Origin of the sequence: Neobacillus terrae (assembly GCF_011393025.1) — a bacterium.
Lineage (GTDB): Bacteria > Bacillota > Bacilli > Bacillales > Cytobacillaceae > Neobacillus_A > Neobacillus_A terrae.
Genome location: NZ_JAAOEO010000047.1, coordinates 1 through 12837, shown reverse-complemented (window position 1 = coordinate 12837; position 12837 = coordinate 1). Strand labels below are relative to the sequence as shown.

Annotated in this window: 14 protein-coding genes, 1 pseudogene and 1 riboswitch; of the genes and pseudogenes, 6 read left to right on the top strand and 9 right to left on the bottom strand. The window is 38.1% G+C overall.

Going from position 1 to position 12837, the window contains the following annotated elements:
• Positions 1-759 precede the first annotated feature (759 nt).
• Positions 760-2262, bottom strand: a complete 1503-nt coding sequence (locus G8761_RS25930) for a malate:quinone oxidoreductase (protein WP_166030823.1) — start codon at positions 2260-2262, stop codon at positions 760-762.
• A gap of 468 nt (positions 2263-2730) precedes the next feature.
• Between G8761_RS25930 and hemQ the strand changes: the two are divergent.
• Positions 2731-3436, top strand: a pseudogene (hemQ, locus tag G8761_RS25925) (hydrogen peroxide-dependent heme synthase).
• Positions 3437-3524: 88 nt separating this feature from the next.
• Positions 3525-3692, top strand: a complete 168-nt coding sequence (locus G8761_RS28295; RefSeq protein WP_476638939.1) for a transposase — start codon at positions 3525-3527, stop codon at positions 3690-3692.
• A gap of 361 nt (positions 3693-4053) precedes the next feature.
• Here the strand turns inward: G8761_RS28295 and G8761_RS25915 are convergent, their stop codons facing one another.
• Complete coding sequence (locus G8761_RS25915; protein ID WP_166030822.1) at positions 4054-4389, bottom strand: OsmC family protein; 336 nt, start codon at positions 4387-4389, stop codon at positions 4054-4056.
• Positions 4390-4684: 295 nt separating this feature from the next.
• On the opposite strand from G8761_RS25915, the gene G8761_RS25910 reads away from it, so the two are divergent.
• Positions 4685-4801 carry an AsnC family protein gene (locus G8761_RS25910; RefSeq protein ID WP_166030821.1) on the top strand — a complete coding sequence of 39 codons (117 nt, stop codon included), beginning with the start codon at positions 4685-4687 and terminating at the stop codon, positions 4799-4801.
• Positions 4802-4843: 42 nt separating this feature from the next.
• Positions 4844-5614, top strand: coding sequence for an MBL fold metallo-hydrolase (locus tag G8761_RS25905; protein ID WP_166030820.1), 771 nt, complete (start codon positions 4844-4846; stop codon positions 5612-5614).
• Positions 5615-5729: 115 nt separating this feature from the next.
• Here G8761_RS25905 and G8761_RS25900 read toward each other — a convergent pair whose 3' ends face one another.
• The 7 genes from G8761_RS25900 to G8761_RS25870 all read right to left on the bottom strand — a co-directional run bounded on the left by G8761_RS25900 (position 5730) and on the right by G8761_RS25870 (position 10107).
• Entirely contained in the window at positions 5730-7091 is a 1362-nt protein-coding gene (locus tag G8761_RS25900) for an MATE family efflux transporter (RefSeq protein WP_166030819.1), read from the bottom strand.
• A 94-nt stretch (positions 7092-7185) separates the two neighbouring features.
• The gene (locus G8761_RS25895; RefSeq protein ID WP_243450162.1) at positions 7186-7431 is read right to left on the bottom strand and encodes a glutaredoxin family protein; all 246 of its coding nucleotides are present in this window, start codon (positions 7429-7431) and stop codon (positions 7186-7188) included.
• A gap of 20 nt (positions 7432-7451) precedes the next feature.
• Positions 7452-7883, bottom strand: coding sequence for a hypothetical protein (locus tag G8761_RS25890; protein ID WP_338001041.1), 432 nt, complete (start codon positions 7881-7883; stop codon positions 7452-7454).
• A 17-nt stretch (positions 7884-7900) separates the two neighbouring features.
• On the bottom strand, positions 7901-8251 hold the full coding sequence (locus G8761_RS25885) for an ASCH domain-containing protein (protein WP_166030816.1): 351 nt from the start codon (positions 8249-8251) through the stop codon (positions 7901-7903).
• A gap of 65 nt (positions 8252-8316) precedes the next feature.
• Positions 8317-8901: a branched-chain amino acid aminotransferase gene (locus G8761_RS25880; protein ID WP_166030815.1), complete on the bottom strand. Its 585-nt coding sequence runs from the start codon at positions 8899-8901 to the stop codon at positions 8317-8319.
• 134 nt (positions 8902-9035) lie between these two features.
• On the bottom strand, positions 9036-9488 hold the full coding sequence (locus tag G8761_RS25875; protein ID WP_166030814.1) for an SRPBCC family protein: 453 nt from the start codon (positions 9486-9488) through the stop codon (positions 9036-9038).
• Between the two features lie 187 nt (positions 9489-9675).
• Complete coding sequence (locus G8761_RS25870; RefSeq protein WP_166030813.1) at positions 9676-10107, bottom strand: YndM family protein; 432 nt, start codon at positions 10105-10107, stop codon at positions 9676-9678.
• Between the two features lie 638 nt (positions 10108-10745).
• Between G8761_RS25870 and G8761_RS25860 the strand changes: the two genes are divergently transcribed.
• Positions 10746-11252 carry a shikimate kinase gene (locus G8761_RS25860; protein WP_166030811.1) on the top strand — a complete coding sequence of 169 codons (507 nt, stop codon included), beginning with the start codon at positions 10746-10748 and terminating at the stop codon, positions 11250-11252.
• Between the two features lie 353 nt (positions 11253-11605).
• Positions 11606-11712, top strand: a riboswitch (TPP riboswitch).
• Positions 11713-11786: 74 nt separating this feature from the next.
• Positions 11787-12290 carry an energy coupling factor transporter S component ThiW gene (gene thiW, locus G8761_RS25855; RefSeq protein WP_166030824.1) on the top strand — a complete coding sequence of 168 codons (504 nt, stop codon included), beginning with the start codon at positions 11787-11789 and terminating at the stop codon, positions 12288-12290.
• Positions 12291-12837 lie beyond the last annotated feature (547 nt).

Here is a 12837-nt window from a genome sequence, read left to right as displayed (position 1 = left end):
AGGGTTTGGATCACACCCCACAATTTTTAGTTGAAAACACTTGCATTTGATTTTACACAATTAATAGGACTTGACTCTGAAGACTAATTTTGGGTCACTAAATGTGGCTTTATTTACCCCTTTTACTCATGCAGACTGATTTTCGGTCATTAAATGTAGCTTTAGGTACCCCTTTTACTCATGCAGACTGATTTTCGGTCATTAAATGTAGCTTTAGGTACCCCTTTTATTTCTTCTTAACTTTACATACGGAAAAGGAAGATCCTTTTTAAAAGCACATTATATTCATATAACAAACGAATTTAAAATCACTTGCATGTCCGTGTGATGAGCAACCGGTTGCATTTTAAACTCTGCTTAAGCTGACTTCCCTGTATGATGTAATATATTAATGTATTTTGTATCAGTTCCTGCCTGTAAAGCTGGTTAAGGAAAATGAATTCCCTTAACTTAGATGACAAGCAATTTACCGATTAACCTCTCCCTTTATCTACCCTGAAAACTATATTTCTAAAACATTTCGATAAAAAAGCCAAGGATAACCTCCTTGGCTTTATCTACTTTCTATTAATCTAACTTGGAATTTTACCTTCTAATAGTATGATTCTCTGCGCCCTCTATGGCTGAGAAAAAAAGAACCTTTAATCTGCAAAGATCAAAGATTCTTAGTTTTATTTTTAATGATATTCGATCATTCATTATAGAAATCATTATCCATTGATGAAAAATGTTATTTGAATTTTTGCTACTTCCAAGGAATTAATTATAGACGAACTCTTTTTCAATTAGACCTAGCGACTGCGCTGTTGAGGTATGAATTTTTTGGAAAGTCTCAGGGTTTTCCGAAAGTGACACACCATAAGAAGGAATCATTTCTTTTATTTTTGGTTCCCATGTATTTACATGTTGTGGGAAGCATTTTTTTAATACCTGAAGCATGACGGAAACAGCGGTAGAAGCACCCGGAGAAGCTCCGAGTAAAGCGGCGATCGAACCATCAGATGCACTTACAACTTCTGTACCAAATTGTAGTGTTCCTTTACCTCCGGCTTCAGTATCTTTGATAACCTGCACACGCTGCCCCGCTACCACGATATCCCATTCCTCGCTTTTAGCATTCGGAATAAACTCGCGTAATTCTTCCATTCGCTTTTCCTTCGACAACATTACTTGCTCGATCAGGTATTTTGTCAATGGAATGTTTTTTGCACCAGCTGCCAGCATAGTTAAGACATTGTTCGGTTTTACGGAACCTAACAAATCAAACATTGAACCGGTTTTTAAAAACTTTGGTGAGAAGCCAGCAAACGGTCCAAACAGCAGGGTTTTTTTGTCTTCAATAAATCTTGTATCTAGATGCGGAACAGACATTGGAGGCGCACCAACCTTAGCTTTACCGTATACTTTTGCGTGATGCTGCGCTACCACATCCGGATTGTTACATACCATAAATAGTCCGCTTACCGGGAATCCTCCGATATGTTTTGACTCAGGAATACCGGTTTTTTGCAGTAAATTAAGGCTTCCGCCTCCTCCGCCGATAAAGACGAATTTTGCAGTATGATATTCGGTTTTACCGCTTTCAATATCATTTACTTTAACTTCCCACAAGCCATCGCTAGTACGTTTAATATTCTCAACACTATGCTTGTAATTTACCTTGACGTTTTGGCTCTTTAAGTGTTCAAACAACATGCGTGTTAGGGCACCAAAATTGACATCAGTGCCGGAGTCAATTTTAGTGGCTGCTATTGGTTCATTTAATTTTCTGCCTTCCATAATAAGCGGAATCCATTCAAGCAGTTTATCATGATCCTCGGAATATTCCATCCCTTGAAACAGAGGATTTTCCGAAAGCACTTTAAAACGTTTTTTCAAAAAGGAGACATCTTTTTCTCCTTGTACTAAACTCATATGAGGAATTGGCATGATAAATTCCTGAGGATTGCTTATTAAATTGCTGTTTACAAGATAAGACCAAAACTGTCTTGAAACCTGGAATTGTTCATTAATTCTTATAGCTTTGCTGATATCAATAGATCCGTCCGGTTTTTCGACTGTGTAGTTCAGTTCACAAAGTGCAGAATGCCCTGTTCCTGCATTATTCCATTCGTTAGAGCTTTCCTCTCCTGCGCTGGCTAATTTCTCAAACACTTTTATTTCCCATTCAGGTGTTAACTCTTTTAGTAATGATCCCAAAGTCGCGCTCATAATTCCGGCGCCAATTAAGATTACGTCTGTTTTTTGCTGTAGCTTGCTCATGATATCCTTCCTTATCCCCTATATTTGAAAAAAGAGTAGGCGCTTTCAAAAATATATATGCGCCACCCAGGAACATACCTTTTGTATAAACTTATACCACATCATAATCTATTATAATCATTTTTATATTACTATATCTACTATTCTAATTATTATAAACTATTTAAAGGTGTTAAAAAAGTGAAAAGTACTTTCTTAACGTACTAATAATCTTAAAAGCCAGTCCTATTTTGAAATAGTAAATGTTTTAACTGCTGTAACCTGTAACCCACAATCCTAAATATCATAGAATAATAATTTTAAAAAATTTGTAAAAATGAGTGTTTAATATGTATTTAAAATAGGAAGTTCTTGGTACAACTAATGATACCAGGTGATTCTTATCACACCATAACTTAATGAAAATCATTATCTTTGGATTGTGATGATTCCTACTAAAAATCGCAATTTTAATATGGAGTGATAATAATGAATCAAGCAATGCAAACAGTTGAAGGCTGGTATTGTTTACATGACTTTCCGTTAATGGATTGGGCAAAATGGAAATCCCCTTCCTCCGCAGTTCGTGAACGCGCTCTTTTTAAATTTAAGAATCTTTTAAATAAATGGGAGAAGATTGAGGAAGATCATAATGGAAGCCACACAGTCTATATAGTAGTTGGCCAAAAAGCAATCTCCTATTTATGATTTTACGCCCAACAATGAAAGAACTTAATGAAGTTGAAACGGAATTCAATAAAACCATTCTGGCAGATTATACAAAGCCTGCCTATTCCTTCGTTTCGGTCATTGAAAAAAGCAGTTACTCTCCAATGTCAGCAAATCTCTATGACGATCCAGCGATGAGAGCCAAACTTTACCCTGTTATCCCAAAGAATGAATATGGATGCATTTACCCAATGAGCAAATTTCGGGGTGATCAAACATACTGTTTATGCTTCCTAAGGAAGAAAGAAAAAGGTTGATGTTCGAACATATTGATACTGGTAAACCTTATACGGAGCAGGTAAAAAGCATTATAAAAGGTTCTGTTGGTTTCGATGATTATGAATGTGGCGTTTCATTATTTTGCGCTGATGCCTTGCAATTTAAAAAATTAATCTATGAAACAAGATTTGATGAAGTTAGTGCCGTTTATGGGATATGTGGTTCCTTTTACATTGGAAATCTATAAAAAACGGACAAAATGAATCAGTACTTTTATATAAATTAGAAAAGAAGCCTGGTTACATTAAGACCAGCTTGTTCCTTTAGTCCGTAAGATGGAACCATCCCTTGATCTCTCTTTCATTTATGACTTAGTCAAGGATTTGTATTCGGAAGTAGGCAGCCCAAGTATTGATCTGGTTAACATCATTAAACTTACCTTTATTCAAAAAACTTTTGGTATACATTGGATACCCTGGAAAGGACTTAAAAAGCATCCGTGAATAAGAATGGTAAGAAATCTCCATAAAAGAACAAAAGGCCCAAGCGCCCTGGTTAGATGATGAAAGGCTAAAATCGCCACGTCCTGTGGCAACGCCTTCCTGACCCACATCCTGTGGGCCTCCAACAGGCATAAGACGAATCACGTAGGAAATCCTGATTTCTGAAGTGATTTGGCTTATGACCCCGAGGGGCTGTGCGCTGGAGCTGGATTACAATAACCTAGTTCGGAGTTTTCTACAAGGTGAAAATCTATAATTTCCTAACCGATCAAAAAGGGGATTGGGAATAAAGCATTCCGAACCCCCTTTTATCGAAAATCTGATAGTACCCAAAATCCAGGGACTTTTTCCTTTGAAAAAATTATCCAACTATTTCTACTCGTTCTACTGAAACCTCAACATTGTTTCTTAAAGTTTGCGAGATGAAGCATGCTTTTTCTGCACGAACTGCAACTTCTAATAGCTTTTTTTGGGTAACCTCTGAACCATTTTTCAAATACATTACAGGTTTATGTATGATTTGTTTAAATTTTAGTCTTCCTTCTTCCCGAATGACTGTTCCTTCTGAATTTACTTTCAGCTTTTCGAGTTCTATTTTGCGGTTTCCAAGCATGGCTCCAAGTGTTATCATATAACAATTATTCGCAGCTGAAATAAGCAATTCCTCAGGATTTGAGCCAACTCCAGGTCCCTCCATATCCACTGGTGCTGAAACAGTCAGATCCAGTCCCCCTGCTGATTGAATTGTACCTGTGCCATTGCGGTCTCCCTTTCAGGCGCCTTTTACTTTAAAATGAAAAGTTCCCATGAAGCATTCCCCCCTATCAATGTCCTTTTACATTGTTTTGATATGAATTTTATTCACTAGAAAAGTTCGATAAATACATCATAAAACCTATTTTTTTACGCATAGCTTTTTAATTTTTTGATATGATTATATAAAAAGTTACCGTTTTCAGTTGTCTTTATAGGCAATTTTAAGAGGTGAAAAAATGGATGAACTGGATCATAAAATATTAAAAATATTAACTAAAAATGCGAAAATCAGCTGGAAAAAAATTAGGGAAAAAGTTCATATGATCGGACAGGCAGTAGGAATGGTGTTTTAATAAACTTATCTTAACGATATCTATTTAATTGGAGGAATTCTAATGAAAATCCAACTGATCCGACATGCAACACATGTTATTTCCTACAATGGGAAAATATTGCTTATAGACCCTATGTTTAGTGAGAAAGGAACACTGGCCTCGGTCCCAAATTCTCCAAGAGAACAAATGTCTAATCCTTTGACTGTTTTACCAGTAGAAATTTCTTCTTTACTCAACGCAGACGCGATTATGCTTACCCATACTCATCGGGATCACTTTGATGATGCTGCTGTAGAGAGTCTGCCTAAACACCTCCCTCTTTTCTGTCAGCCAGAGGATGAAGATTTCATTAAGGGAAAGAGTTTCACTAATGTCATACCGATATCAGAAGTTTTCAATTGGGAAGGTATTCAGCTTATACGGACAACAGGAGAACACGGAAAAGGCAGCCTAGGTAAAAAAATGGGTCCTGTATCAGGATTCGTATTAAAGTCTAAAGATGAACCTACTTTATATATTATTGGGGACAGTGTTTGGTACGAAGAGATTCAAGCTGTGTTCAACAATTTTTCTCCGGATGTTGCGATTATATTCGCAGGGGAAGCTCGGTTCAACGAAGGAGAGCCTATAACAATGGGTCTTAAAGATATAGATAGTATAGTCACCGAATTTCCAAATACAAAATTAGTTATATCCCATTTGGAAGCCTGGAACCATTGCGTTTTAACCCGTAATCAAGTATTGAACTATATCCTATCTAAAAATTTACAGCACAAGGCAGCTGTCCCGTTAGATGGGGAAAGTCTTACCTACCAGCTGCCTAGCGAATGAGTAGTCATTTGCAACTAATACTTAAGAAAATGAATTTCTTCATTTACTAATTCAAACTCTGTAAAGGATAAAAAGCAGGAGGTAACCCACCCCCTGCTTTTTTCAATAAATTATCTTAGTTGTTTTCCAAACTTGGAAACTTCCTTTTTTGAATATGAATCAATCTTAAGGCGAGGCCTAATCCGGCAGCCAGGAGTCCAAAGGTCAGGCCAATCCAGTATCCCGGTGCGCCAAGTCCTGAATAATGAGCAAGAATATATCCAAGAGGAAGACAAATCAGCCAATAGGCGATAAGGGTCATGATAAAGGCAAGGTTCACGTCCTTATATCCCCTTAAGGCTGCCTGTGCAGTCGCCTGAATGGCGTCTGAAATCTGGAAGAACAGAGCATATATCAAAAAATGCGCAGTAAGGTTTATAACAGCTGCCTTATTTGAATAAAATCCAGCTACATCAAAGCGGAAAAGTACAACAAACAGACCAGTTACTATAGCAATAAGAATAGCAAGCGCTACTCCCAGCCAGCTGTATATTTTAGCGTCCTTATAGCGTTTTGCCCCTACTTCAAAGCCAACTAGGACAGTTTGTGCCATTGAGATACTCATAGGAATCATATACAAGAAAGAGACAATATTTAAAGCAGACTGATAGGCCGCAATTGTTGTTATATTGAACCTACTTATCAAAATGGTTACGACAGCAAACATGCTTGTTTCAAAGAAAATAGACAAGCCCATTGGAACACCAATTTTTAAAATCTCTCTCAGCTCTTTAAATGAAAACTCCTTAAAATGTGATCTCCTGACATAAAAAGAAAAAGGATCCTGTTTTCGGATAATTAAGGCCGTAATACCGCAAATCACCCAATAGGTAAAGGAGGTTGCATACCCCGCACCAGCCCCGCCCAGTTCAGGAAATCCCCAATTTCCAAAGATTAGTGCGTAATTTAAAAAGAAATTTACTGGCAGCGAGGACAGTAAAATCACCATGACAACCCTTGTCTTTCCAAGTGCATAAATAAACGAGCGAAGTACATTGAAAATAAATAAAGGTATGATACCAAAGCTCAGTCCTACGAGATAGCCATGGGCTGTGTGATGAACATTTGCAGGAAGGTTCATTTTGACTAAAATAGGTTCCAGCAAAAAAACTCCGAGAACAATTACTATAACAGCAATTATGAACCCGAGATAAATACCATGTGTAATAACAGATGAGACTTCCTTATTCTTCTTTTCTCCAAAACGCTGGGCTGCAATGGGTGATACAGCAAGCAATATTCCGCTCAGCCCGGTAAATATGGGATTCCAGATGGACGAGCCGATTGCTACTCCTGCTAGATCAGAAGGATTATATTTTCCAGACATAATAGTATTGAAGAACACCATCGAAAACATCCCCAGCTGGGTTATCAGGATGGGAAGAAGAAGAATAACAATTTGTTTAATTTTTTCTTTCAGGGTAAAGGTTTGGTACATCAGCATACTCCTTGTTTTCTAAAAAAATCATCACCATTTTCATCATTTGGGAAGAACAGCCGGTTTTCACTACATAAAAAGCCGTGAAAAAGGTTCACGGCCTTGGATTAGTTTTAGCTTTTTCAATTAAGGCTTTTAATTCATTTGTAAATCCCTTCACCTTCAGGTCCTGGTACACGGTAACTGGAACACCTAAAAATCCAAGCTGTTCCACTTCCTTTTGATATTCCGGACTGACAGATACATTCCTTTCCATGAAGGGAATGCCTTCTTCGGTGAGGACTTTTTTGACCATTTCACATTCAATGCAGTCATTTGTTGAATATACAATTACGTTCAAGGTGAGATGATTCCCTTCCTTTACCACATTACTGGCTTGGCTACCATGAACCAGAGCATAACCATTAATAAAATGATATAGATCCATACTGAGCGGTTTAGCTTGCGAAGCGGGGCTTCTTTATCAATGGCCTCTTTGAATTTCCGCATTGTCGGAGAAAATGCCCGTGCGAGAAAAAACAGTGAACTTACCATAATAAGTACCGTTATGACAATCCAGGAAGTCTTCCACGTCCACGCACTCGTCCATACAAGCAAAATTCCAGAGACAACGAGGACATGTCCGGCATGCTTGGCACATTGAACGGCAAAACGAAAGGCATCTAGATAGGCATTTTGGACATCGGAATGAGCTGCCTTCATTTTTCTCAGCATTGGAAGAAGAACAAAAAATGGACCGATCGATAAAATTACGCTTGAAATATGTAAATAGAGCAGAATCTTATGAAGTATATCCACGGAATTACCTATTAAGCTTCAACAGGACGAAATTCGTGAACCCATACCTTCATCTGGGGAACCCATGGCATTCCCGGATGGATAGAAAGAATGGATTGTTTATAATCCTCAAGGCTTGCAAAGCCTTCCTGGCGGGCATTTTCTTCTGTTAATTCTCCAAGAGATTGGGAATAAACGTTCTCTACTACAAAGTCCTTGCCCTGAAGAGTCATGATTTCACCTACATCTGCATAACGTCCGTTACGGCGAGTAGCTGTTTTTTCTCCTTTTAATACCTTTTCCACATCCGCTGTAAGAGTCACAAGACGATCAACCGAGCAGGTTTTTGGAGGTAATGCTGTATTATTGTTTTCGTTTGTCATATGAATACCCCTTTGACTAATGTAATCGTTTTAACTTTACCATAAAATTCATTCATTTTGCACTTTTATTGCTCTTCCACACTTTCTGCCAGTTTGAAGAGAAAAGCATAAATTAACTCGTACGCTTCACCAATGGACATTGTTTCACTAAAGCCGTCTACTGCTTCCAAATTGAAATTCAGGTTCCAGATTGCATCCTCAAATATCAGATCAAAATCTGTATCACTATTTTTTAATTCCTTTTCTAAGTATCTTCGAATAACCGAAGAGTATTTCTTTTGCAGCTTTAAACCAAGCATAACATCATAGTTTTCGAATAAATCGTCGGTTTCAAGTGAAATAGCATCAACGCCAATTATTTCAAACCACTCGGATTCCATATACAAAAACTCATTTTTATGCTGGCGGAAATAACTTATTGGAAGTTTAAGAAAATCTGCAGACTCCTCGGCCAAAAGGCTTTCGAGTTCCTTTTCGCTGCGTTCCATATAAGAACCTTTAAAACGGGCAGATGCATCCGCTACGGAAAGCTTGTCCCCTAGCCCCTCGAACATATTATTTTTTTTCAGGTACTCTTGTTCCTCTTTAAAAAGTATTGCCTGTCCCTTTTGTAACCTTTCCGCATATTGTTTCATTTGTTCTTTTAACATGGTTAATCTCCTCTATTTAAGAATGACATTAATAGTATGCCCTAATATTGGAATTTAGAAAAGCTGGAGGCTGGTTTAACAATTCAAAAAGGCCCTGGCAAAATGCCGGACCCACTCAATTATATGTAAAGATTTTATCTTCCCGCCTTTATTTCTCCCAGTTTTGCAGCGATTGCGGCGGTCATTTTTTCCCCTGTTTTAGGAACGGAGTTTTTTAAGACCGCATTCATCATGGCAGCGATCGGACCTCCAGCCGTCATATCAAGATAACCAGTCATTTTTGTTCGGTTTTTGCCCAACGATTCAGCTTGAAAGTAGCCTTCACCAGTGATATTTTCTGTGACTCCGTTTAGTGTAAATGTAACCTTTTCCGGCTCGATCCATTCTTTAATCGTAATCAAAAGAGTAACTTTTTTCTTAATGATGCCAATATCCTGCTTGAACACCCATTCCGATAGGTGTTCGCTTATTTTTTTATGAGTGATGTACCCTGGAACCAGTGGTGCCCAACTGTCCATATCCTTCACAAAATTCCAAACTTCCCGAATGGATAAATCCATAATGATTTCTGTTTTACCGCTCGGCATACCGCTTCCTCCTTACTTTTTAGAAAAACTTGGCATTCGCCAAGTCCTTTTTGGCGGATGCCTTAGCTTTTCTTATGCGTTCAGAATTTTTGGATATACATTCTGATTAGCTAAAACAAAAATAGATCTTCCCTTATAGGAAGACCTATTCCAAAATATATGCGGTTTAGAGGATTTTAGAAGGAAATTACTTTTCCTTAAGCGGGTCTTTCTCCTCGGACATTTCCATTCCGTATGCAAGTCTGTTAGATGCTGTATTCCTGTTTTGATTTGCCTCAGGCATAGAACGAAGGAGCAATCTGTGGACAAAATATTCCCCTGCCGTAATAATCGCAGCTGAGATAATACTTCCCCACGCAATTTGCATATAGCTGTCGAGAAGCACGCTGCCAAAAACCCAGACAACCGTGTAAGAAAGTAGAAAATCTGCGATAAGAGCATTTATATTTCCAACACGCGGCAGCAGAATCCTGTCTACAGCAAGATAAGAAACCACTGTCATAAGCAAGCTGAACGAAACGATATCTGTCAGTGTCGCATTGAAAAACAAGTCCAGCCCTACCGCAAAAGCAACCAAACAAGTAACAAATTTCATGATTATAGCCATTAAATTATTCATTTTTATTGCCTCCTCACCTATCATTTTAGGCAATAAAAAAAATTCCATTCATCCACATTTAAACCTGCCGAAAAAACTACAAAAAAACATGTAAAATAACTATACTAAAGAAAACAAATGCCATGGCGTAATGAAACCTTCTTCTCTTTCCAGTGGCCTTTCGGTGTCTTAATAGACCGCTATATAAAAGAACAGCCAGTACGATTAAAGACAATAACCCGCTTCCTGTTTTCCTTATCCAGAAATCCTCACGACGGGCATAAGCCATGATCATGCATGGACAACGATCAGCAGGCATCCAGTAAAGGCAATTGGGATGTGATATTTCATCATTTTTTCGAGATTTTTGCAAGCTTAACTTTTACCTCTCTAATCGTACTTTTTCTATTAAGCAAAAAAACAAAGTACATATTAAGATTAATTAAAAACAGGATAAAAGCTGCCTGGGGTTAATATTTTTCCGATTAAAACATAGCTGCTGTCGTAACCTTTTGAAAAGGCCATACTGCTCTTATTACAACGGCTATGATATTTACGGCGATCCATCTGGCTATCATCGGCAACCCCCATTTTTCCTTTAAGCTATACTTTGGCTATGTTAAGATTAGTTTAACAATTGATTATAGGAAGTGCCAGATATGACTAAAAGCGTTGTCCTTACGGGATTTATGGGGTCAGGGAAAACAACGGTGGGCAAAATAGCTGCAAAAAAGCTTTCATGGCCGTTTATTGATGCCGATCATGAAATTGAACAGGAATTTGGAATGCCTGCAACAGAAATTTTTAAAACCCTGGGTGAAGCTGTATTTCGACAGGAGGAAAAAAGTTTAATTACCAAGCTTTCTGCTAAGGAATCAACAGTTATCTCCTTAGGTGGCGGGGCTTTTTTACAACGCGAAATTCGAGATGTCTGCATGGCAAACTGTACTGTAGTATATCTCGATATATCGTGGGAAGCATGGAAAAACAGGATGCCTTTTCTAATTAGCACCCGGCCTGTTCTTCAAGGCCTGACAGTTTCACAAATGGAAGAATTATATTACAAGCGGATAGAGTTTTACACTTATTACCACTTCAGAATTAGCATGGATTCACTTGATGCTGAAGAAGCAGGCAACAAAATTGCTGCTTTGATAAGAAAATAGGAAATGGCCCTCCCTTTATGGTAGGGGCTAATTTGTTTTAAGGGAGCAATGGCTGTCCGTTCTGCCATTGTATGTCGGGCGTTGGCCCTCCTGTCCAATACCGTTCTTAATCTTGAAAGGTTAGTAAAGTAGATTGGTCCATTGTGGATAGCACCATAGTTGACAGAGAGATGGGCCTTATAACTGACGCCTGACTCATTATGTGTAAGAAAAATAACGTGACCACCTCTTCCAACTTCTTCTCCATCGTAAACCATCACGAAAGTTGAATAAGTTAAAATATTATTGAGAATTTTCAAAAATACTTTACATACATTTTCACAAGGTCTATGATAAAAACAAATGAATAGCGGATTTACTACTAGGGGTGCCCATAATGGGCTGAGAGAAAAACTTTGTTTTTTAACCCTTTGGACCTGATCTGGTTTGTACCAGCGTAGGAAAGTAGCGGAGTTTTTTTCTTTTGCTTACTTAGCCAGGTCCATTGTGGATCTGGCTTTTTATTTATACATACTTTAAAGGAGGATCCTTATCATTCGAAAAACACAGAAACTTACTATTTCTGCGATGCTGGTAGCCATCGGGACACTAACAAGCAATGTTTTTTACATTCCGTTAGGTTTTGTAAAGGTATTTCCTATCCAGCATTTTATCAATGTTCTGTCGGCTGTCCTTTTAGGCCCCTACTATGCTGTTTTACAGGCTTTTTGTGTTTCTCTTTTAAGAAATCTTATGGGAACAGGGTCAGTCTTTGCCTTTCCCGGAAGCATGATTGGGGCTTTGCTTGCTGCGCTTTTGTATAGAAAAACAAGTAAACTAATCTTTGCTGTCTGCGGTGAGGTCCTTGGAACTGGAATCCTTGGGGCAATGGCGTGCTATCCAATTTCAACACTATTACTCGGCCAAAAAGCGACCTTGTTCGGATTAATCCCTGCCTTTATATCCAGCTCTTTTGTCGGAGCTGCAATTGGCTTTATTCTTTTAAAAGTATTTATGAAAAGATCCAGTTTTCAGCAGGATGTTTCATTAAACAAGTAAAATAAAGGCCTAAAGGCTGACCGGAATGCGGCCAGCCTTTTAGTTTTCTTTTTTTAGACTTTGTTAATCATGCCGGATGATTTCTGCTCCACAAAGGAAAGCTTCCTTGAAGAATCATCGCAGGGACAGGCCGCCTTTTGCCTGTCACGAGGCGCTAGCTTTCCTGGGCCAGTGAATAGCACCCTTGAATTTGCCAAAACACGAAGGAAATTCGATAGCACAAGGAAAGCATTCAGAAATTATTTACCTCGCAAGAAATTCTGCGAAAGCAAATTGAGGATTTCTGAAGAGTCTAGCGCCTTTTGCTTCAATTAAATTAAGGAAATTCAACAGAGAGCTTCAACAGTGGCTATTTTTAAGTAAACTTCATTAAAAATATAACTTTTTGAAGGTCAGAAGCTGAATTTTTCAGACTTATACATCAATTCCTTCAAGTAATATATGAATTCTCTCAGGTAATGCACGAATTTTTAGTCAAGTCCTATTAATTGTGTAAAATCAAATGCAAGTGTTTTCAACTAAAAATTGTGGGGTGTGATCCAAACCC

What these genes read in the sequence shown, in the direction of transcription:
- G8761_RS25930 (WP_166030823.1), bottom strand. Translation starts at nt 2,262, where the DNA reads ATGAGCAAGCTACAGCAAAAAACAGACGTAATCTTAATTGGCGCCGGA.
- G8761_RS28295 (WP_476638939.1), top strand. Translation starts at nt 3,525, where the DNA reads ATGGAACCATCCCTTGATCTCTCTTTCATTTATGACTTAGTCAAGGAT.
- G8761_RS25915 (WP_166030822.1), bottom strand. Translation starts at nt 4,389, where the DNA reads ATGGAGGGACCTGGAGTTGGCTCAAATCCTGAGGAATTGCTTATTTCA.
- G8761_RS25910 (WP_166030821.1), top strand. Translation starts at nt 4,685, where the DNA reads ATGGATGAACTGGATCATAAAATATTAAAAATATTAACTAAAAATGCG.
- G8761_RS25905 (WP_166030820.1), top strand. Translation starts at nt 4,844, where the DNA reads ATGAAAATCCAACTGATCCGACATGCAACACATGTTATTTCCTACAAT.
- G8761_RS25900 (WP_166030819.1), bottom strand. Translation starts at nt 7,091, where the DNA reads ATGTACCAAACCTTTACCCTGAAAGAAAAAATTAAACAAATTGTTATT.
- G8761_RS25885 (WP_166030816.1), bottom strand. Translation starts at nt 8,251, where the DNA reads ATGACAAACGAAAACAATAATACAGCATTACCTCCAAAAACCTGCTCG.
- G8761_RS25880 (WP_166030815.1), bottom strand. Translation starts at nt 8,901, where the DNA reads ATGTTAAAAGAACAAATGAAACAATATGCGGAAAGGTTACAAAAGGGA.
- G8761_RS25875 (WP_166030814.1), bottom strand. Translation starts at nt 9,488, where the DNA reads ATGCCGAGCGGTAAAACAGAAATCATTATGGATTTATCCATTCGGGAA.
- G8761_RS25870 (WP_166030813.1), bottom strand. Translation starts at nt 10,107, where the DNA reads ATGAATAATTTAATGGCTATAATCATGAAATTTGTTACTTGTTTGGTT.
- G8761_RS25860 (WP_166030811.1), top strand. Translation starts at nt 10,746, where the DNA reads ATGACTAAAAGCGTTGTCCTTACGGGATTTATGGGGTCAGGGAAAACA.